This is a genomic window from Pseudoalteromonas sp. 78C3, from assembly GCF_002836695.1.
Lineage (GTDB): Bacteria > Pseudomonadota > Gammaproteobacteria > Enterobacterales > Alteromonadaceae > Pseudoalteromonas > Pseudoalteromonas arctica.
This window is the reverse complement of record NZ_PJAV01000127.1, coordinates 17,084-38,780: the sequence shown is the minus strand read 5'-3', so window position 1 is coordinate 38,780 and position 21,697 is coordinate 17,084. Positions and strand designations below refer to the sequence as shown.

At 38.3% G+C, this 21,697-nt stretch carries 19 protein-coding genes and 2 tRNA genes; 8 read left to right on the top strand and 13 right to left on the bottom strand.

The window, feature by feature from the left end:
• The first annotated feature begins 9 nt into the window (after positions 1 to 9).
• The 3 genes from CXF76_RS06575 to CXF76_RS06565 all read left to right on the top strand — a co-directional run bounded on the left by CXF76_RS06575 (position 10) and on the right by CXF76_RS06565 (position 1,725).
• Positions 10 to 474: a tetratricopeptide repeat protein gene (locus CXF76_RS06575; RefSeq protein ID WP_007583707.1), complete on the top strand. Its 465-nt coding sequence runs from the start codon at positions 10 to 12 to the stop codon at positions 472 to 474.
• Between the two features lie 298 nt (positions 475 to 772).
• Positions 773 to 1,207: a SulA-like leucine-rich domain-containing protein gene (locus tag CXF76_RS06570; protein WP_007583705.1), complete on the top strand. Its 435-nt coding sequence runs from the start codon at positions 773 to 775 to the stop codon at positions 1,205 to 1,207.
• Positions 1,208 to 1,245: 38 nt separating this feature from the next.
• Positions 1,246 to 1,725: a YchJ family protein gene (locus CXF76_RS06565; RefSeq protein WP_010555087.1), complete on the top strand. Its 480-nt coding sequence runs from the start codon at positions 1,246 to 1,248 to the stop codon at positions 1,723 to 1,725.
• Positions 1,726 to 1,799: 74 nt separating this feature from the next.
• Here CXF76_RS06565 and CXF76_RS06560 read toward each other — a convergent pair whose 3' ends face one another.
• The 3 genes from CXF76_RS06560 to CXF76_RS06550 form a co-directional block, all read right to left on the bottom strand.
• Positions 1,800 to 2,717 (bottom strand): GGDEF domain-containing response regulator, encoded by a 918-nt coding sequence (locus CXF76_RS06560; protein WP_101163312.1) that lies wholly within the window; start codon positions 2,715 to 2,717, stop codon positions 1,800 to 1,802.
• Positions 2,718 to 2,910: 193 nt separating this feature from the next.
• The gene (locus CXF76_RS06555; protein ID WP_002961433.1) at positions 2,911 to 3,213 is read right to left on the bottom strand and encodes a DUF6172 family protein; all 303 of its coding nucleotides are present in this window, start codon (positions 3,211 to 3,213) and stop codon (positions 2,911 to 2,913) included.
• A gap of 179 nt (positions 3,214 to 3,392) precedes the next feature.
• The gene (locus CXF76_RS06550) at positions 3,393 to 3,920 is read right to left on the bottom strand and encodes a VC2046/SO_2500 family protein (RefSeq protein WP_024590995.1); all 528 of its coding nucleotides are present in this window, start codon (positions 3,918 to 3,920) and stop codon (positions 3,393 to 3,395) included.
• Between the two features lie 112 nt (positions 3,921 to 4,032).
• Here CXF76_RS06550 and CXF76_RS06545 point away from each other — a divergent pair.
• Together CXF76_RS06545 and CXF76_RS06540 are read left to right on the top strand one after the other, a co-directional pair.
• A tRNA-Tyr gene (locus CXF76_RS06545) sits at positions 4,033 to 4,117 on the top strand.
• A gap of 49 nt (positions 4,118 to 4,166) precedes the next feature.
• Positions 4,167 to 4,251 (top strand) — tRNA-Tyr (locus CXF76_RS06540).
• Between the two features lie 109 nt (positions 4,252 to 4,360).
• Here CXF76_RS06540 and CXF76_RS06535 read toward each other — a convergent pair.
• Positions 4,361 to 4,993 carry a YgjP family zinc-dependent metalloprotease gene (locus CXF76_RS06535; protein ID WP_232785105.1) on the bottom strand — a complete coding sequence of 211 codons (633 nt, stop codon included), beginning with the start codon at positions 4,991 to 4,993 and terminating at the stop codon, positions 4,361 to 4,363.
• 344 nt (positions 4,994 to 5,337) lie between these two features.
• Between CXF76_RS06535 and CXF76_RS06530 the strand changes: the two genes are divergently transcribed.
• Both CXF76_RS06530 and CXF76_RS06525 read left to right on the top strand, forming a co-directional pair.
• On the top strand, positions 5,338 to 8,670 hold the full coding sequence (locus tag CXF76_RS06530) for an MHYT domain-containing protein (RefSeq protein ID WP_101163311.1): 3,333 nt from the start codon (positions 5,338 to 5,340) through the stop codon (positions 8,668 to 8,670).
• Positions 8,671 to 8,673: 3 nt separating this feature from the next.
• Positions 8,674 to 9,666 carry a response regulator gene (locus CXF76_RS06525; RefSeq protein ID WP_101163310.1) on the top strand — a complete coding sequence of 331 codons (993 nt, stop codon included), beginning with the start codon at positions 8,674 to 8,676 and terminating at the stop codon, positions 9,664 to 9,666.
• Here the strand turns inward: CXF76_RS06525 and CXF76_RS06520 are convergent.
• Positions 9,663 to 10,103, bottom strand: a complete 441-nt coding sequence (locus tag CXF76_RS06520; RefSeq protein ID WP_101163309.1) for a VOC family protein — start codon at positions 10,101 to 10,103, stop codon at positions 9,663 to 9,665. The two genes, CXF76_RS06525 and CXF76_RS06520, sit on opposite strands and share 4 nt — an antisense overlap.
• 1 nt (position 10,104) lies before the next feature.
• On the bottom strand, positions 10,105 to 10,836 hold the full coding sequence (locus tag CXF76_RS06515; protein WP_231621068.1) for an HD domain-containing protein: 732 nt from the start codon (positions 10,834 to 10,836) through the stop codon (positions 10,105 to 10,107).
• Positions 10,837 to 10,900: 64 nt separating this feature from the next.
• On the opposite strand from CXF76_RS06515, the gene CXF76_RS06510 reads away from it, so the two are divergent.
• Entirely contained in the window at positions 10,901 to 12,091 is a 1,191-nt protein-coding gene (locus CXF76_RS06510; RefSeq protein ID WP_007581068.1) for a class I SAM-dependent methyltransferase, read from the top strand.
• Positions 12,092 to 12,121: 30 nt separating this feature from the next.
• Here the strand turns inward: CXF76_RS06510 and CXF76_RS06505 are convergent, their stop codons facing one another.
• From CXF76_RS06505 to zwf, 7 genes are all read right to left on the bottom strand, one after another.
• Positions 12,122 to 12,418 (bottom strand): PilZ domain-containing protein, encoded by a 297-nt coding sequence (locus tag CXF76_RS06505; protein ID WP_007581065.1) that lies wholly within the window; start codon positions 12,416 to 12,418, stop codon positions 12,122 to 12,124.
• A 9-nt stretch (positions 12,419 to 12,427) separates the two neighbouring features.
• Positions 12,428 to 12,808 (bottom strand): response regulator, encoded by a 381-nt coding sequence (locus CXF76_RS06500; RefSeq protein ID WP_007581064.1) that lies wholly within the window; start codon positions 12,806 to 12,808, stop codon positions 12,428 to 12,430.
• Between the two features lie 75 nt (positions 12,809 to 12,883).
• Positions 12,884 to 16,771 carry an ATP-dependent RNA helicase HrpA gene (gene hrpA, locus CXF76_RS06495; protein WP_198551850.1) on the bottom strand — a complete coding sequence of 1,296 codons (3,888 nt, stop codon included), beginning with the start codon at positions 16,769 to 16,771 and terminating at the stop codon, positions 12,884 to 12,886.
• A 272-nt stretch (positions 16,772 to 17,043) separates the two neighbouring features.
• Positions 17,044 to 18,075, bottom strand: coding sequence for an isoaspartyl peptidase/L-asparaginase family protein (locus tag CXF76_RS06490; protein ID WP_024592370.1), 1,032 nt, complete (start codon positions 18,073 to 18,075; stop codon positions 17,044 to 17,046).
• A 290-nt stretch (positions 18,076 to 18,365) separates the two neighbouring features.
• Positions 18,366 to 19,070, bottom strand: coding sequence for a SapC family protein (locus tag CXF76_RS06485; RefSeq protein ID WP_002961447.1), 705 nt, complete (start codon positions 19,068 to 19,070; stop codon positions 18,366 to 18,368).
• Positions 19,071 to 19,406: 336 nt separating this feature from the next.
• Positions 19,407 to 20,117: a 6-phosphogluconolactonase gene (gene pgl / locus CXF76_RS06480; protein ID WP_007581060.1), complete on the bottom strand. Its 711-nt coding sequence runs from the start codon at positions 20,115 to 20,117 to the stop codon at positions 19,407 to 19,409.
• A gap of 2 nt (positions 20,118 to 20,119) precedes the next feature.
• Positions 20,120 to 21,592 carry a glucose-6-phosphate dehydrogenase gene (zwf, locus tag CXF76_RS06475; protein ID WP_101163306.1) on the bottom strand — a complete coding sequence of 491 codons (1,473 nt, stop codon included), beginning with the start codon at positions 21,590 to 21,592 and terminating at the stop codon, positions 20,120 to 20,122.
• Between the last annotated feature and the right edge of the window lie 105 nt (positions 21,593 to 21,697).

Genomic DNA, 21,697 nt, shown 5'->3' with positions numbered 1-21,697 from the left:
TGAACCAATATGCTTAAAACAACACCTTGTGAGCAAGACTTAGAGCAACAGCTAGATAATATTTTAGGTTTTGTTACTCAACCCGAAAATACCTCTGTGCCCGTTGATAATAAAAAAGATGAGCAAAGTACGTTAAATAAAGCCCTATATTATTTAAAAAATAATCAAGCTCCATTGGCTGCAAAATGGATGCGGCTTGCTGCAATGGCGGGAAACCATAGAGCACAGTTTTATTTAGGTTTATTCTTTGTGAAAGGTGAAGGCGTGCCACAAAGTGTATTTCATGCTGTAGCTTGGTTAAGCTTAGCAAGTAGCCAAGGGTACGCCCCTGCCACTGCAGCGGTTACAGATATACGCAAACATATCGAAACTAAGCGATTTAAAGATGCTCAATGTTATGCGGCAAGTTTGTACGAACAAATCCACCAACTCCAGTTTTCTCATATGATCCCTCGCACGAGTGAAAACACATAAGCTAACCATGATAGAAGTACTGTATGCAGTGTAAAAAAATACTGTATATGGTTACAAAGATAATCCTATACAGTATAAAACCCCAAAATGAAGACACTGCTCAAAAATTTATTTTTAGAATACCTTCTCAAAAATAATTCCATAACAAGCTGATTAATAAAGAATTATAAATCAAAAAAATAAAAACAATGATCAAAAGCTGAATAACTGTACAAATAAATAGCATAAAAGGCTTGCACGAAAGCACTGTATAAACTACTGTATATAAATACTGTATAAAAACCCAGTGAGTGAAATTATGTTACAGCCTATTACCGTAAGAACAGTTAAAAGTTACCAACAAGATGAGCAAAGCGATTGCGTGAATTTGATTCAAATTGAAGATGAAATTTCAGCGACCTTTGAGCTTTTAAAAGTATTACACCAATACAATAGCTCTAATGCATGGACGTTACTAATTGCTCCAGATCACGTACCTAGCAAAGCTTTACTTGACTCATGCTCTATTGATACAAGTAAATTACTTGTTATTAGACAAAAGCACCTAGTAAATTTAGAGTATGTATTAAATTCTGCATTACATAACGGAAACTTTGCAGCGGTAATTACCTGGACCGATATAGTTAATAACCAACTACTTACGAATCTATCGTTCGATTTAAGTAAAACGAATACAAAACTATACTGTTTTACTAAAAAGTCTCAAACAACAGAGATATCACTCGCCCAATAAGCTTGTTAAACTAATGTTTTAGACTTTGTATTATTATTATGACTTCACTCAATACCACATTATGTTTTTGCAGCAGTGGGCACAATTATGCCGATTGCTGCGAGCCGCTTCACTTATCTGTTAAACAGGCTGATTCTCCTGAACAACTTATGCGCTCACGATTCAGCGCTTATGTTATTAAAAATGCAGAATATGTTTATCAAACCTACGCAAAAGAAAAACAAGCTGAAAATCCGGTTAAAGAAATCAATGATTTTGCTAACAGCTGTCGATTTATAAATCTTGATGTAATTGGGTCAAGCCATGATGGCGATACCGGTACTGTAGAATTTAAAGCCCAATATTTTTATCAAAACTTATTTTGTGAGCTTCACGAAAAATCGCAGTTTATTAAAGAAAACACTCAATGGCGTTATTTAGATGGCACTATATATCCTGTTGAAGATATTAAAGTGGGCAGAAATGATGACTGCCCATGTGGTAGCAATAAAAAGTACAAAAAATGTCATAGCGTGTAATAAATAATCTTATTTAATATTTATCACCTACAAGGTGTTTTTAAGTGGCAAAGTGATTTATTAGCTAGCTAAACTTAAAAACACACTTGGTTACGGCCTTGCATATTGGACTCATACATTTTTTCATCTGCGATCTGCAAGGTGTTTTTGTTATTTACGTACGGTTGTAGGGTTGCACCGCCAATACTAATAGTCACAAAGTCATATTCTGAATATCTGTGTAATATTCCTAAATCGACCACATTTTGTTTAATTTTATCAGCAACACAAATTGCACCTTCAGTGCTTGTATGCGGTAGAACAACTACAAACTCTTCGCCGCCGTAACGCGCAACAAAATCGGTTGGCCTTTGCAAACTATTAGTAATAGTTTGTGCAACAAGGTTTAAAACCGTATCGCCTTGCACATGACCATAAAGATCGTTGTATTGCTTAAAGTAGTCTATATCGATGAGTAATAGTGCGTAGTCGACTTTTTCTCGTAAGGCGCTTCGTTCCATTTTAGAAAAATGCGCATCAAAATAACGACGATTGAATACCTTTGTTAAATCATCTAGAAATACTTTTTGATTGAGTAAGTCATGTTGTAATTTTAACGTTATATGCGCACGAACTCTTCTAAATAATGTTTCTTTTTTAATCGGCTTTTTAATGAAATCGACAGCTCCGGCTTCCCAGCACTCTTCTTCTTCGTTTTCAAAGGATGTAACAAAAATAACTGGGATATCCTGTGTTTCAGTATTATTTTTTAATTTTAAACATGTATCAATACCACTCATTCCACCCATATTAATATCGAGTAGGATAATATCAGGTAAATCAACATTACAAATTTCTATCGCCTCTTCACCACTTCCAGCAGTTGTCACATTAAAATGCTCAGATAATATTTTTTTCAATACGATTAAGCTTAATAACTGATCGTCAACTATAAGTACTTTAGAATTCTTTAAACTTAGTTTTAATTGATGGTCAGAGTAATTTATTGGCATAGTAAAAATGTTTTGTTTTTTTAATTAAAAACAGCCTATAGCATCACATTTTATTATTCAAATGTTAATTAAGAGGGGTTCTACTTATTGGTTACTAATAAAAATGCTTTTTAGTAAATCTTTATTGCATAAAAACAAAAAATGAGCCACTTGGGCTCATTTTATAACTTTGAATACTTAATTTAGTTAAGTATTATTCGTCATCATCTAAATCTAACTGTTGACGTTGAGCAGGTCGAGCTAAAATCTCTACGTAGAAAGAGGTCAAACCTTGCTTTTCAATTTCGCCAATTTGGTTACTTAATTCAGCAACGTGCACAACTTGCGCATCTTCAGCTGTGTTACCAAACTTACAGTCAAATGCCCAATAGTCAGCATCTTCAGGTAGCGTTTTATTACGCTCTCTTTTCAAATATTTTTTCACTTCGTGCTTTGCAGCATCAACCATACGAGGGTATTTGATTTTCTCGTGATTTAGCGTGAATGTTTTCTTCATTACGTTCCTAATTACCTTGGTTTAATGATAATGGCATTTCATGTCATACCATTTGACGCCATTATAGCAATTGCATTTAATTTTTGGATGCTTTTTTTTCATTAAATCAATTATTAGCAAATATATAAAGCAGACCCGTTGTAAAGCATATATTAACTGGTGATTATTACAATCATATATCACACAGCAATAAGTTGAAGTGGTTGATGTATTGCATCATTATTAAGGCTGTCGTAAAAAGCAGCTGCATCTATAGGGGGATTAGCTAGTTGGGTTTGTTCGCTTTTAATTCTTCTTCTGACGGCAAGCTCACAGTTATCTATTATATTAAGTGAAATATGCTTATCATCATTTCTAATCGCAAGTGGTTCAGGGCTTAAGCATTGTCTTAACTTAATACTTGTCATACCACAGCGCGCTCCTTCTTGAGATATTAATGATGCATTAAATTGTCCAACCAACATATTATATTCATCAGGGGCTAAAAGTTGCTTTGGACCTGCGCCAAATTGCTTTCTTAACGCCTCTTCTTCTATAACTAAATTATCTGTTTCAGTTTTTGGTAAATGAAATTGACTAAAGTCGAGTGCGTCATGTGACAGCATCGCTAATAATAGTGCAAATTCGCCACGGCGATTTTCATGCACACTATTATTGAGTCTACTGTTTAACTGACTCTCTGTGATTAACAAATCATCTATTTGCATAGTCTTTAGCCGATTGTGGTAACTGATAGATATTTATCGGCTTTATTTCAATTTTCTTTAGCTTTTTTCTTTACTTAAATACGCAATTTGCTATTATCAGCGCCGTTGCATTGGAGGGGTTCCCGAGCGGCCAAAGGGATCAGACTGTAAATCTGACGGCTCAGCCTTCGCTGGTTCGAATCCAGCTCCCTCCACCACTTTTCTTACCGCTAAGTTAAGTGGGGCCAAATGCAATAAAATTAGTGTGGAGGGGTTCCCGAGCGGCCAAAGGGATCAGACTGTAAATCTGACGGCTCAGCCTTCGCTGGTTCGAATCCAGCTCCCTCCACCACTTCTCTACTATTCCTATATTCCTATATTCCTATATTCCTATATTCCTATATTCCTATATTCCTATATTCCTATATTCCTATATTCCTATATTCCTATATTCAGTAACATCAAAACACCCACTGTAAACTCATACCATTTTGTTTTAACCAATTAGATGATGTTTTGTAATCGGGGAAAAACGCCTCTACTCGCTGCCAAAAAGCTTTGCTATGATTTAAATACTTTAAATGGGCAAGCTCATGAACAATCACATAATCTATGGCGTGGTAAGGAGCACCTATAAGATGTAAATTAAAAGTGAGTTCTCGCTTGCTATTACAACTCCCCCACTTTCGTTTATAAACACCTATTTTTAAATCATTTGGCAACTCTTCACCCATTTGAGTACAGAAATACGCTAAACGCATCTCTATGTATGCAATAAGCTGCTCTTTTAAATAAGTCTCTAATAGCTGTCGATACTTTTGATAAGTGTTTTTAACTCGAGGAGATATTGTAATAAGTAAGTGGTCATCATACGGGGTTACTTTGGAATCTTGGCCTGAGTCCAGTTTCAAACAAATAGTTTCTGAAAAAACACTGATTTTTTTAGATTCAAAGGGGTACTGCTTAGTGTCATCAATTGACGATTGTTTTTTTAATTGTTCTGCAACCCACTCTTGTTTGTCAAATAACCAAGTATCAATGTGTTTTTTTGCGACAAAATGTGGCGCATACACAGTTACCTTTTGACTATGCACTTTTATTGCGACTGTTTTGCGTCTAGTACTCTTTTTTAGTTGATATTCAAACACGACTTAAACTCTAAATATAGCATCCGTTTATATAATCCATATTACCATCAATTTTAAACTCTTAGGCATACAGTCGCACCTAACTCCTAATCCACTTTATTATAATAAGCTATAGATTGAGCCGTCTGTTTTATTTGAACTGAAAGTTAAATCACTTTATTTACTTCAATAACAAAACAATAAATAAACTTGCTTAAAATTCGTCACTTTATAGCGCGATTAGAAATAACGGTTCATTTATTATTAAATTAGATTAAACTTGTAAAATAAAGATTATATTTCGAGCCGTTATGCTATCAGCTTTCTTCATTACAGACCAAGATCCAAGCCTAATACTTAATGGGGTTTACGACCCTCTTCTAGTCTCAATGTCTGTATTAATAGCCATTTTTGCTGCTTTTTTTACTACTAAGCTCATTGATTTAGCAAAAGAGACTAAATTCCCTCGTTATCAACGTTTAGCAAATATAACCGCAGCAACTGTATTTTCTTCTGGTATTTGGAGTATGCACTTTATAGGTATGTTAGCTTTTTCGCTATGTACTAATATAAGCTACGATCCAACAATCACACTACTCTCTTTTCTTCCTGCTTTATTAGCATGTCAGTATGCGGTATCAATACTTGTAAATAGTGATGGAAACTTTAGAGTGCTCAGCATTTGCTCGATCTTACTAGGGGCTGGTATTGGTACAATGCATTACAGCGGTATGGCTGCAATGGAGCTTTCCCCAATGTTGCGCTATGACCCACTGACCTTTGGCCTTTCAATTTTAGTTGCCGTCGCTCTTTCGTTTATAGCGTTATATAGCCGCTTTAATCTTGAAAAATTTTTTCCAAAACTATCATACCTACAAAATAGAGCCATCAGCGCTATAATATTGGGCTTTGCTGTTGCTGCTATGCATTATATGGGCATGGCATCTACACGCTTTGTTGCAACATCTCCTCTTTTATATGACGACGCAAATGCTTCTGCTGGGCTCACTTTTGTAGCCATCGCGGTTGCAACTGCAACGATTGCCATTACAAGCGTAGTAGCGGTACTTAATGGCATGGTCAGATATAAAATGTTACTTGAAGAAAAGTCAGCCGACGAGTCTCGCTTAAACGCAATTTTAGGCACAGCCATTGATGGAATCGTAACGATTGATCACACCGGCATTATTTTGAGCTTTAACGAATCAGCCAGTAAAATTTTTGGCTGGCACGAAAATGAAGTACAAAATCATAATATTAAAATGCTAATGGATGATGCTATCGCGATGCATCACGATAGCTACCTTTCTAAAGCTAAAAATATTGATTTAGGTAAAGTAATCGGTGTTAACCGTGAAATTTTTGCAAAGCATAAAAATGGCCACTTATTCCCGATTCGTTTGGGGATTGGAGAAGTTAATCAGCCAGGGCAAAATCCTCTATACGTAGGCTTCATAACAGACTTATCAGAGCAACGAGCTTTACAAAAAAGCCTTGAAGAAAAAGAGCAAAAATACCGCTCTTTAATGGATAACATGCCAGGTGTGGCTTTTAGGTGTAAATTTGATGATAACTGGACCATGCTTTTTATCAGCCCGAGCATCAACGAGTTAACGGGTTATAACCCTAATGAATTTACTGAACATTGCATTGAATTTAACGATCTAGTTTTAAAATCAGACCAGCAACCTATTGTAGATGCCGTCACAAAAGCCGTAGAAGAGAAACGTCAGTATTCAATCGAATACAGAATTCGCCACAGAAGCGGTAAAATCTTATGGCTTTTAGATAAAGGCAGCATCGACTTTGATACCCAAGGCCAAGCAAAGTGGATTGATGGTGTTTTAGTTGATATTACAGAACGCAAAGAATATGAAGAAAAACTAGAGCAAGCTAAATTTAAAGCTGAAGAAGCTGCTTATGCAAAGCAATCTTTTATGGCTAATATGAGCCATGAAATACGCACCCCAATGAATTCTATAATAGGTTTCAGCGACTTATTAATGGATACTCCACTTGATCAAGAACAACAAAAACATTTAGTGACCGTAAATAATGCAGCGCGTTCATTACTTAGATTATTAAATGAAATTCTCGATTCCGCAAAATTAGAGCGTGGTAAGCTCACTATTGAGCCAATACACTTTAGTTTAAAGCCAGTAATAGACAGTATTATTTCTACTTTTTGGTTAGAAGCTAAAAAGAAAGATTTAGAACTTAAACTTCATATTAAAGAATCAGTAAGTGCTACTTATTACGGTGACCCAGATCGACTCAGGCAAGTACTTACTAATTTAATTGGTAATGCTATTAAGTTTACCGAAAAAGGCTCTGTTACCGTAACTGTTGCTATAACACAAAATCAGCATCTGTTTTTTGAAGTGCAAGATACCGGTATTGGTATTGCAAAAGATCGTATTCAAGCAGTGTTTCAACCTTTCGAACAAGCCGATGGTACTACTACTCGCCGTTTTGGTGGTACAGGTCTTGGTACTACCATAAGCAAACAACTTGTAGAGCTTATGGGCGGAACAATAAACTTAGTAAGTGAACTAGGTAAAGGCACCTGCTTTTACTTTTCATTGCCGCTTACTTTAGGTGACGAAACTAAAATAGATCATTTTGATGGTCTACACACACAACTGCCTGCACTTAGGGTGTTAGTAGTTGACGATATCGAGCAAAATACAGAACTACTTTCTTTACTCCTGTCACGCGATCAGCATGCAGTTACCAAGGCATCTAACGGACTTGAAGCGATTAAAGTATTTGAAGAACAAGACTTTGATGTCATTTTAATGGATATACATATGCCATTGTGTGATGGCATAGAGGCAACACAAAAAATAAGAGCAATAGAAAATCAAAGACAAATTAAATACACGCCAATTATCGCGCTCACAGCCAGTGTATTACAACAAGATAAGCTTACGGCTAAAAAAGCAGGCATGAATGGCTTTGCAAATAAACCCGTCGATATAAATCAGCTAAACCAAGAAATAGCACAAGTGCTTGGTCTTGGTATTGCAAAAGAAATGGTTATATCGCAAAGCGATCCTAAAGCGCAGCATATAGATTTTGAAAAAGGGTTAGCTCTTTGGGGTTCTAAATGTAAGCAACTTACAGAGATTACTAAATTTATTAGTGACAGTAATAAACGGTTCGAAACATTATTCAGTGATAAATTATCAAATATAAAAGATGTCGATAGCACCATTCACACACTTAAAGGTGTTGCTGGTAACTTAGGCCTAATAACATTAATGAAGTTATTAACCGATTTAGAGCAAAAACAAAGTGACGCTAAAGTTATTAGTACTTTAGACGATATAAAAAACGAGCTACTTGTCATCTCACAACTGCTGTCATCTAATACTTGCGATAAGCCAAGTAGTAAGCCTGAAGATAATAGTTCTGACACGCTATCAATTGATGAAATTAAGTCACTGTGTAAGACGCTTAATCAAGATGCACAAAACGCAGAGCTAAATGATGAGCTACTAGCAAAACTGCAACGCGGCATACCTTCAATCTATAAAAATGAAGTTGATGATATAGCCGAGGCCTTTGATGAATTTGATTTTGATAAAGCACACGTAATACTAGAAACCTTACTTGAAAAACTAACAAACAATGAGTATTAATTAATGGATTTTACAACAGATAGGCCACGAGTATTAATTGTTGACGATGAGCCTGCAAATCTAAAAGTAATGCGCGAAGTGTTAGGTAATCAATATCGTATGTCGTTTGCTAAATCGGGTGATGCCGCATTGGCACTACTTGAAAAAGAACTACCAAAGCTAATTTTGCTAGACATAATGATGCCAGATATGAATGGGTTTGAAGTCTGCCAGCGGGTAAAAAACAATCCTAAAACGTCTCATATCCCCATTATTTTTGTGACAGCTTTGGGGGACGAAAATGATGAATTTAAAGGTTTTGAACTTGGTGCTGTAGATTATATTACTAAGCCAATAAGCCCTGCTATTGTAAGAGCTAGAGTTAAAACTCACTTATCGCTAGTGCAAGCTGAGCAATTAAAACAAGCACATGTAGATTTAGTACAACGTCTAGGCCGTGCTGCTGAATATAAAGATACTGACACTGGCGAACATATAGTGCGTATGAGCCAATACAGCAAAGTATTAGCATTAGCGCTAGGTATGGATGAGCAAAGTGCAGAGCTTTTACGCCAAGCCGCCCCAATGCACGATGTTGGGAAAATAGGTATCCCTGATGCTATCTTACTCAAGCCAGGAAAGTTAACTTTTGAAGAGTTTGAGCATATGAAGAAACACGCCATAATTGGTGCACAAATATTAGCAAATTCTTCATCGCCATTATTACAACTCGCTCATAAACTTGCTATTGAACACCACGAAAAATGGGATGGTTCAGGCTATCCTAACGGGATCAAAGGCGAAGAAATATCAATTGAAGGTAGAATTGTTGCCGTTGCTGACGTTTTTGATGCTCTGACTTCAAAACGCCCTTATAAAGAGGCATGGAGTGTAGAGAAAACAGTTTTACATATGCAAGAGCAAGCAGGAGCTCATTTTGATCCCGCTCTAATCGAACTATTTGTGAAAAAATTAGACGATATCCTTGCTATAAAAAATTCAAATCAAGAAAGCTAATTCTTTTTAGCGCTGTGAGAGCCAAGCTCAACATTTGGATAGTAAGACTTTATATAACGATAGTCATGTGAGGTAATTTCATGGCTATTACCGCTTTCATCTTTAAAGTACATAGAAAACGTTACACCATGATCTGCTAAAACTACTTTTATATTTAAACCCTCAAGATGATTACGCCATTGAATAAATTGATCCCCTGAGGCCAAAAATGCAATCCCTTTACTACGCCCCTCACCTTCAAAAAGTGCTAAACGAGTTGTTGAACTAGTATCTTCAAGTGTTAAAGGGCCGCGTCCGTCCTCATCCCAAAAGGCAAGCTCGGGTACTACACTAAAACCTAAAACACGCTCATACCACTTAACGGCATCAACCAAGTTATCAACATTTAAATGGCAATGATCAATCCCAGATAATTTAGGTATGCTTGTATTATTCACGTTACTCACCTATTTCTGACTTTAATTGCTCTAAAAAGTCATGCATATACCTTGTACGTCTATTCGCTTCTGCTTTAGCTGATGGCGTATTCATGCTATCGGCAATATGTAATAACTTTATAAAAAAGTGATCAAGCGTGTATGTTTTATCATCAGCCTCGCGTTCAATACAAAAAGGGTCTTCTGGGTTATACAATAACCGAGAAATTGATCCGCCTACTTTCATGCATCGACTCACTCCAATAGCGCCCAATGCATCCATTCTGTCAGCATCTTGTACTATTTGCGCTTCAACTGTTTTAATTTTTATATTTGCGCTGAAACTATGAGCGGCAATGGCATGATGAATCTCATCAAAAAGTGACTCGTCATAATTAATAGATTTTAAAAATTCCAATGCCTTATCGGCTGCCATAGTAGAGGCTTTTGCACGATCAGGATGATTTTTAGCCACCGCCACACAGTCATGCATCCACGCTGCAGGTAATACAACTGACATGTTTGCTTGCTCCGCATTACATAGCTGTATTGCAACGCGCACCACTCGTTCTATATGGGTAATATCGTGAGCTACATCGGCATGCACTAAAGAGGTTATAAATTCTCTACATTGTGAATTAAGTATTTTTAAATCGGGGCTTAAAACGGCGTCAGACACTATTAGGTTCCAAAAGCTAATGAATCGATAAATTATCCGTACTTTACCGTGCTTTATGCCCACCTTGCAAAACATTCATTGTATGTTGCTCCTTGCTTGACTAAAATACAGCGCTTATTTATTACTACTGAGAAGCCTTATGTCATCTGCCGTTTACCTACAAGCTGGTCGCGATAAATCATTAAAAAGAAAACACCCTTGGTTATTTTCAAAAGCCATCAAAAAAATTAAAGGTAAACCTGGATTAGGCGACACAGTAACGATTCACGATAGCGAAGGTAAGTTTTTAGCAACTGCTGCTTACAGCCCTCACTCACAAATTCGCGCACGTGTTTGGAGCTTTGACGAAAAAGAAGTCATCGATCAAAACTTTTTTGAACGCCGTTTACGCCGCTCATTAGAAGCACGTAGCCAAGTAATTGAAGAAGGCGGGCTCACAGGCTTTAGATTATGTGCTGCGGAGTCTGACTACTTACCAGGCGTTACAATCGATAAGTTTGATAACGTGTTAGTGTGTCAGCTACTAAGTGCGGGTGCCGAGCGTCATAAAGGCGAGATTGTTGGCGCGTTGATGTCTATTTTCCCAGGCTCTAGCATATACGAGCGCTCAGACGTAGAAGTACGCACTAAAGAAGGCTTAGAGCCAATAAAAGGCGCTCTTTGGGGTAATGAACCAACACAGCCGGTACTTATTGAGGAAAACGGTTTTAAAATTGAAGTCGATATAATTGATGGACATAAAACGGGCTTTTATTTAGACCAACGCGATAGCCGCGCCGCACTTGAGCGCTTCTCAAAGGGTAAAACGGTACTTAACTGTTTTAGTTATACAGGTACATTTTCGTTGTACGCCCTGCGTGGTGGATGTGAGCATGTAACTAACGTAGATGTATCTCAACCCGCTTTAGATACAGCAAAACGTAATGTTGAACATAATAACTTAGATTTAAATAAAGTAAGTTTTGTTAAGCAGGATGTATTTAAGTTACTACGCCAATACCGCGACGAAGGTAGACAGTTTGATACCATCGTAATGGACCCACCAAAGTTTGCTGATAATAAAGCGCAGCTAACCGGTGCGTGTCGTGGTTATAAAGATATCAATATGATTGCCATGCAAATACTAAAACCAGGTGGAACATTACTAACGTTCTCATGCTCTGGTTTAATGGAACAAAACTTATTTCAAAAAGTAGTAGCCGATGCAGCACTTGATGCAGGTAAAGACCTACTTATAATGGAGCGATTAAACCAGGCAGCTGATCACCCAATTGCTGGCAGCTACCCTGAAGGCTTTTACTTAAAAGGCTTAATCTGTAAGGTTTTTTAATATCTACTATTGAGTTTAACTGGATTCAAGTTAGTTAAACTGAATGATTTCAAGACCTGCTGTTACCGTGCCATCATCTTCTTTGCTGGCACGTATTACTTTTGCTGTTGCATTTAAAGGCGCAATACTTGGGTGAGTCGAATCAATGTTCACCGTCAGTAATGTATTAGGTTCAAGTAATTCATCTAAATGAATTGATAAACCTGTTGCACTTAAATCCACGCACTCTGCGGCAAAACTTAAACCCGCTATTGGTTCTATCGTTGTTAAATTTGCAGGTGTATTGATCTGCATGCGTCTAAAATTTCGCTTATCATCAGTAAACATACGTTACCTCTAAAAAACCGTGTTAATTTCTTCCAACAAAGCACCCACTGAAAATGGCTTTACAACATATGCGTTACAACCAGCGTCAAACCCTGCTTGTTTTTCAGATGGAGACTCTAGGCCCGATACCATAACAACAGGAATATTTTTTGTTTCAGGTGTGTGTTTTAGCATTCGGCATGTATCATAACCATCAAGACCAGGCATACAAACATCAAGCAAAATTATATCTGGCGGACTCGCAATTGCCGATGCAAGACAGCTTTGCCCTGAATCTGCATAACTAACATCAAATTTCGACGCGAGTGCTGCTTTGAGCATTTCAAAATTAAAATACTCGTCGTCTACCACTAAAAGTCGCTTTGTTTTATGTTCAATCGATGAGGACATAACTATGTCACTTCCTTTTCAAAACAAAAATAAATCCTCCTATTAAGGTACTAAGCTTAATAGAAAATGCAAGTTTTATTCTATCTCTTTTATCGCATTAAGTACTCGCTTAGCCGAAATTGGGTAAGGAGTTCCAAGCGTTTGAGCAAATAACGACACTCTAAGCTCTTGTTGCATCCAAAAAATAGCGGTTACTTCTTGTGGAATAGGCAAGCCTTTAGGCGTTTTATTAACTACTTTTTTGTACTCTTGAGCAACTTTATCCAACTCTAGTACGCATAACCTATCACGATTTGGATCCACAGGCAGCTTCTCTAAACGTTTTTGAATCGCTTTTAAATAACGAATTAAATCCGTTATTTTATCTGCGCCATGCGCGCCCACAAAACCTTTAAATATAAGTGACTCAAGCTGTGATTTTATATCGCCATGCGCAGTTATCATGGTTAAATCAACGCGCCCTTTCATTTTTTTATGCAGTGCGTGCGCAATACTTAATACTTGCTCAACTTGCGTTGCAATCGATACAACGGCGTCACCGAGCTCACCTCGTATTTGCTCTTTAGCTGTTTCAAATGCTTTTTCATCGCGTATATCGCCGTGTTTCACTAATAAGCTATCAACACCTGCGGCGATACAGTCATCAATTAAATCAGCTATTTTACCAAATGGGTTAAAGTACAAACCCAGCTTTGCCTTATTCGGTAAGTTTTGTTGTAAGTACTTAATTGGCGACGGCACATTTAACAATACTAAACGGCGCAAACCTTGTTGATGCGCTTGCTGCGCTTTTGCTTCACTATCAAAAAGCTCCACTGCAGCGGCTGATTTTTTATCCACCAGCGCAGGGTATGCTTTTATTTCGTATTGACCTTGTTTTTTAACATATGAAGCTGGCAGTTCACCAAAATCCCATTGTGTTAGGTCTGATTTTTCAATGCCTTTATCGGCTACTTTAGACAGTGTTTCGGTTACTTCACCTTGCAGCTCTGCTTTAAGTTTGGCTAAATCAAGTCCACGAGCAAGTAACTTATCGTGTTCATCACGTACTTCAAACTGCAATCGTAAATGCGGTGCAAGCGCGGTTAAATCCCACGCCTCCATATCAACTCTCACACCTGTCATTCTTAATAAGCGCGTAGCTAAAGCATCAATTAAGCTACCTTGCATTGGCTCAATAGCTGCAAGTACTGCATCTGCGTAATTTGGTGCTGGCACAAAATTACGGCGAAGCGATTTAGGCAATGACTTTATAAGCCCACTTATTAGCTCATGTCTAAATGCAGGTATATGCCAGTCAAAACCACTCTCTTGTACTTGATTCAACAGTGCTACCGGTATTTGCACCGCAACACCATCAACCGCTTGTCCTGGGTCAAAATGATAAGCAAGCGGTAATATAATATTGTCTTGCTGCCATGTGTCAGGGTAGTCAAACTCAGTGATATTACTTGCACCATGCTGCATTAACTCTTCACGGGTCATGTGTAAGTAATGTTTATTTTGTTGTTTTTGTGTTTTATACCATTTTAAAAATGCAGCGCGGTTATTAATTTCTTTGGGTATTTTTTTATCGTAAAACTCAAATAACGTTTGCTCATCAACTAAAATATCACGACGACGCGACTTATTTTCCAGAACTTGAATATCTTCAATAAGCTCACTGTTAAATGCTAAAAAGCCCTCGTTTAAGCCCAGCTCTTGCTCAACTAATGCAGTGCGCACAAAAAGCTCTCGGCTCACTTTAGGGTCTATGTTGCTATAAACACAGCGGCGTTTATTTACGACAAGTAAGCCGTACAAAGTTTGCTGCTCAAACGCGATTACCGCACCTGGTTTTTTCTCCCAGTGTGGCTCTGTATAGCTACGTTTTACTAAATGCTGCGCTAATGGTTCTACCCAGTTAATGTCTATTTTTGCATTTGTGCGGGCATATAATTTACTGGTTTCTACCAGCTCCGCTGACATGATCCATTTAGGGCTCTTTTTAAATAAACCTGAACCCGGAAAAATATGAAACTGACTATTACGTGCACCTTTGTATATTTGCTTCTCATCTTTAAAGCCAATATGGCTCAGCATTCCGCTTAATAACGCTTTATGAACAAGTTCGCCATCAGCCGCTTGGCTGGTTGCTTTCATGCCCATTTCGTTACACACAGTACTTATTTGATAAACAATATCTTGCCACTCACGCAGGCGCATATAGGCTAGGAAATCTTTTTGACACAGCTTTCTAAACTGGCCGTTAGTCAGCTCGCTTTGCTGCTCTTCTAAGTAATTCCATAAGTTCAAAAAAGCGATAAAGTCTGAATCTGGGTCGTCAAAGCGACCGTGTTTTTCATTGGCTGCAGCACGTTTTTCTTGCGGGCGTTCGCGTGGATCTTGAATCGACAACGCCGCCACAATAACAATCACTTCACGCAATGCGCCAAGTTTGTGAGCTGTGAGCACCATTTTAGCTAAACGAGGGTCTACCGGTAATCGGCTGAGTTCTCTACCTGAAGCGGTTAAACTCGTTTTACTATCACGTTTGTCTGGTTTTACTGCTTGTAGTTCTTCTAATAACGATAAACCATCACTTATATTACGGCTATCTGGCGCTTGCACAAACGGAAATTGCGCCATATCACCAAGCCCGAGTGCCAACATTTGCAAAATAACTGAGGCAAGATTAGTACGCAGTATTTCAGGGTCGGTAAACTCTGGGCGCGATAAAAAATCATCCTCAGAGTACAAGCGAATACAAATACCCGCTTCAACACGTCCACAACGACCCATACGCTGATTAGCACTTGCTTGCGATATAGGTTCTATTGGCAGGCGCTGAACTTTTGTACGATAACTGTAGCGGCTTATACGCGCAGTACCTGGGTCTATGACATAACGAATACCCGGCACAGTTAGTGACGTTTCGGCTACGTTGGTCGATAAAATAATATGACGACGAGAATGTGGCGCAAATATACGGTTTTGCTCTGCGTTAGATAAGCGCGAGTAAAGTGGCAATACATCTGTGTGTTTTAAATTACGCTTGCTAAGTGCATCAGCGGTATCGCGTATTTCACGCTCACCGTTTAAAAATATCAGTATGTCACCAGGACCTTCCGCGCACAGTTCGTCAACAGCATCAAAAATACCTTGTAGCTGATCGCCCTCGGCTTCCATATCTTCTTTATTAATATCGGCCGTTGGGTTGTAACGCACATCAACAGGGAAAGTACGACCCGATACTTCTATAATGGGCGCATCATCAAAATGCTTTGAAAAGCGCTCAGGATCGATGGTTGCAGACGTAATTATTATTTTTAAATCGGGACGTTTTGGAAGTAGGTTTTTTAAGTAACCCAAAATAAAGTCGATGTTTAAACTACGCTCGTGCGCTTCATCTATAATTATGGTGTCGTATTGGTTTAAAAATCGATCTTGCTGAATTTCTGCCAGTAAAATACCGTCAGTCATTAGTTTAACGTACGTATTATTAGAAACCTGATCGCTAAAACGGATTTTAAAACCGACTTGCTGACCAAGTTCGCACTTCATTTCTTCAGCAATACGGTTAGCCACCGTTCGCGCTGCTAATCGGCGTGGTTGAGTATGGCCTATTAAGCCATCAACACCACGGCCAAGCTCTAAACACATTTTAGGTATTTGAGTTGTTTTACCTGAGCCCGTCTCACCTGCAATAATAACCACTTGGTTATTTGCAATGGCGTCTTTAATTGTTTCCTTTTTTTGACTTACTGGCAATTGCTCAGGGTAAGTCACTTTAGGAAGGCCCGCTAAGCGTTTATCACGTAATTCTTGGCTACGGGTTATATCAGCCGCTATTTTTTCAAGCGCGTTGGCATGCTTGTTTTCATCCGTTATTTTTTTTACGCCATGTAAGCGTTTTTTGAAAATGAATTGATCTTTTTTCAAGCACGTTTTTAGCTCGCCAAACAACTGACCTAGGTTTACCACCCGCATACCTTATAAAATTAGTTAAAGAGCCATAATTATATCAAATTAAACGGCCGGGGTTAATCCTACAAAATGCATAACACGGGGTTGTTTGTTATATAAACGCTGCGATTCACCTAAACTGCGAATAATAAATCTATCTCAAGCAGTTATTTTCAGCGCTAACTGCACTGAAAATAACTGGCTAGCAATAAATGAATTAAAATATCATTGTGGTTCAATACTTTAGTAAATCTATTAACCAGAGTTGAGGTTAATTAAATTACTTTGGCTTATTCGTCGTTAAAAATGCCCACGTAGGTCGCTTGCGTATTCGACTTACTTGCCCGATACATGCCAGAGGTATTAAACGGCAAGCTAATATTCCCCTTAGTATCAATAATAATAACGCCGCCAGTGCCACCAATTGGCTTAAGCACACCGTTTATAACTTCATCTCCAGCTTCAGCTATGGTTTTACCTTGATACTTAACACGCGCACATATATCGCTCGCTACGTTATAGCGAATAAAATATTCACCGTGCCCTGTTGCCGATACTGCGCACGATTCGTTTTCAGCAAATGTCCCAGCACCAATTACCGGCGCGTCACCTACACGGCCATAACGTTTTGCCGTCATACCACCTGTGGATGTACCTGCCGCTAAATTACCGTTTTTATCAAGCGCCACTGCGCCAACCGTGCCCATTTTGTAAGAGTTAGGCAATGCTTTGTGCGCGGCTTGGTACTCTTTACTGGTTGCTTTGGCTTTATCTAATTTTTGTTTTGCTTTTAAAAGCGCTTTGTAACGAGGCTCGGTATCAAATAAGTTATTTTCGACAAGTTCAACACCTTGCTCTTTAGCAAACTCCTCAGCGCCTTGCCCACTAAGCATTACGTGTACAGAGTTATTCATGACCAAACGCGCTAATTTAATCGGGCTCTCAATATGCTTTACACCCGCAACTGCGCCTGCTTCACGGTTTCGACCATCCATTATGGATGCATCAAGCTCATGCCCGCCATCGTAAGTGTATACCGCTCCACGCCCTGCATTAAAATAAGGCGATTGCTCTAATACTGTAATTGCCGCAGTTACCGCATCTAAACTTTCACCGCCTTGGTGCAATACTTTATAACCTGTCTCTACGGCCTCTGTTAATTTAGCGCGGTACAGCTTTTCTTGAGCGGGTGTAAATCGTGCTTTTTCTATTGTCCCTGCCCCACCATGAATCGCAATGGCAAAAGGAGTCTCTGCAGCGAATACGCTATTACTTAAAGCAAAAAGGCTGCTCGCAAGAATTGCTAATAAGGGTGTTTTCATAATGAGCTCTTTTATGGGAAAGTTATAAACTAATGTGAATGGTTGCGGGCTTAATTTCAACTAAAGTGAGTTTAATGGCATAAAAAAAGCGCCTTAAGGCGCTTTTTAAAATTTTACGTGTTTGTAATACCAATTTTATTAAAAACATGGTCATTCTAGCGTATTAAATAGCTCACTAACTACGTTGAAAATTATTTATATAGAACAACTATGTATCATAATTTTAGCCTTGTTATTGAGCCATTTTCTTATCGCTATAATAGATCACTAATTTAATGCAATTGGTATAATTAAGCTTGTTTAGCTTTTAAACGCGCTAAACGTGCTACTTGATGAGTAGACGTTAAGAAAGAATAAATTGGTGCTAAGTAACCACGTTTACGAAGCTCTAAGAAATCAGCATCGCTTAACTCGTTTAGCTTTTTCTCATCGATAAGGTAAATACCGTTGATGTCTTTTTTCTCGCCTTTAATGTCTACTGTAAGCGTTTGCGCAATTAGTAGCTCTTTATCAGCAAGGAATTTAGTGAACGCTTCAGTTACTTGAGAAAACTCAATGAAAGATACAAGCGCTTCTTTACGACGTTTTAGGTAATCTGTTTCTTCGCCGTTTTCAAATAATGCATTACCTTCGTCTTCACCAACAAGCGCACTTGCTTCGTCAATTACGATACCGTATTGATCTTGATCTGGGTGTTTAACTAAGCCCAGTGGGTAACGAGTAGATGCCATAGGTGCAAATGCTGCAGTCCATTTACCATCTTCTACAAAAAGGTTTTCGCCTGGCTCTAAGCCAAACATAGCAACAGCTTGAAAAGTGCCGCTTTCGTTGTTTTTAACGAATGACATTGGAAACTCGTTTGCTACGCGTGCAAACTCATGTGCAACTACTGGCACTAAATGTTGAGTTTTCATGAATTCTACATTGATGCCGTTTTGAATTTTAGTGTTGGCATGTTTTTCGTTGTGTAAAGGCTGTACTTGTTGCTCCGCCATGTTACTGCTCCGTTTATTTTAATTTATATGTTTCATTGTTAATACCTTTAGGCTAATGCTTTTGAGCTAAAAAAGGAAGGGAAACTTTTATGACAACGACCATGAAAAAATAAAATTTAACTAAATCTGAACGTTGCTAAAAAACATACAGCTCAAACTCATAAATTTTGTTCAAAAACAACACACTTTATGGTTGATTTTAATACAAATCAAAGTCATTCATTAACATTGGTAAACAGTTCAGGACTGTTTTTTTGCAGTGTTTAGGCTTAAATTTGAGCAAATAAAAAAGGCCGCTTATATAAGCGGCCTTTAAAAGTTAAATTAGCACCTAAATTAAGGCGCCCAATATACTTCAATATTTATACTTGGGTGATTAAGCACAGCGCGAAGTGGCATGTCATTAACATCGCCGCCCGCTTTTGCTTGCTTATAAACAGCGAGTTTTTCTTCACCGCTAATTAAAAGCTTAACCACTTTAGATTGCGCAATAGCATTTAACGTAAGCGTCATTCGCTCAGTAATACTACCCGTCACATCACTTTGTATCGCATTAATTGCACATACTGTTTGCTCAGTTGTTAAACCGTGCTCTAAACCTTCTGCATTTGGGAATAACGACGCAGTATGGCCATCTGGGCCCATGCCTAGAATAGTTACATCGTATGGCGCTTTTAAAGCACTGTAAGCGGCTTCACACACTTCACTGCCTTGCTGCGCGGTTGCAGCATCGTTTTTCATGGTTATAAAGTTTGCAGCACTGCCAAAATTTTGTAATAACGTGCTTTTAATAAATGCTTCGTTACTTTTTTCATGGCTTGGGTCTACCCAGCGTTCATCAACCATAGCAACATCAACATGTTGCCAATCTAAATCAAGCGTTGATAAATGCTTATAAGCTGGCGCAGGAGACGAGCCACCCGACACCATTAGTACAGCACGTCCATCGTTTTTAATGCCATCACGTAGTGATTGCTCAAGCGTTGCAGAAAGCTCAGCTGTTAACGCATCTTTATCGTCAAAAAACTTTTCAACTAGTGTTGCCATACTTATACCTTATCGCCTGTGTTAAACCATACGTGGCTTTTTTCTGCCAATAGTTCATCAGCATCCTCAGGACCCCAGCTACCAGCACGGTAAAGTGCAGGCTTGCCTTTGTCTTGCCAACGGTCAATGATTGGATCAATCCATTTCCACGCTTGACGAACTTCATCACGGTGAATAAATAATGATGGGTTATTTGCAGCGGCATCAAGCATTAAACGCTTGTACGCATCTGAGTGAAAACCATTGCTGTAAGCTTGTGAAAGCTCAATATTCATTGTTACTGGTTCAAGTTGCATTTGAAGGTTATCAAGACGCTTAGACATAAGCGTTAGTTGAATTGTTTCCTCTGGCTGCAAACGAATAACAAGACGATTTGGCTCGATATTACCCACGTTATCTTCGTAGATATTGTGAGATACTTTTTTGTATTCAACCACAATTTCTGCACAGCGCTTAGCCATACGTTTACCCGTACGAAGGTAAAATGGAACACCCGCCCAGCGCCAGTTATCAATATGCGCGCGAATAGCTACAAACGTTTCTGTTTTACTAGAACCTTCATTTAGCTCTTCTAAGTAACCCGGTACAATTTTACCGTTTAAGTCACCTGGTACGTATTGACCACGAACAATATTTTCATCAACATCACCACCTACTAGTGGGCGAAGTGCTTCTAATACTTTTAGTTTTTCGTTACGAATACTGTTAGCGTTAAGCTTATTAGGCGACTCCATTGCAACTAAACAAAGTAGTTGTAATAAATGGTTTTGAACCATGTCACGAAGTGCACCGGCTTTATCGTAAAAACCAGCACGGCTTTCAAGACCAACAGTTTCTGATAAGCTAATTTGGATGTTATCAATAGATTTAGCATCCCACATATTTTCAAACAATGAGTTTGAAAAACGTAGCGCCATTAAGTTTTGTACTGTTTCTTTACCTAAGTAATGGTCAATACGGAAAATTTGCTCTTCATTAAAAAATTCTGCAATTTTTCCATTAATTGCTTCAGCAGAATCACCGCAATAACCAATTGGCTTTTCAACAACAACGCGTGATGTAGGTGTAATTAAACCTTTAGTCGATAATATTTCACAACATGTGCCGTAAACAGCAGGCGGAAGCGATAAGTAAAACACGCGAGACTTAGTGCTTTCGTGCTCATCTAAAATGCCTTTTAGCACATCCCAGTTGTCGTCTGCTTCTGTAACATTACTTACCACTGGCACTAAAAAAGTAGAAAATGCTTTCCAATCTTTAGCGTTAAACTCACCTTTGCTTAAAAATTCTTGTAATGCTTTATGCGCTGTTTCTATGTATTCAGCACGTTTCGATTCTTCGCGTACTGTTGGTAGGATACGTGAGCCTTCAGGTAAGTTACCTTCTTGATATGCTCTGTACATTGCAGGTAGCAATTTGCGTAACGCAAGATCACCACCGCCCCCAAAAATTATAATATCAAAAGGATTAAGCATAGTTACTCTCTACGTTGTGATACCCAGTACATTTTATAAATGTGCGGGTATGCCTATTTATTGCTAGATTAGATGGCTTTTATAGCTGTATTTAAATAAAAGCCT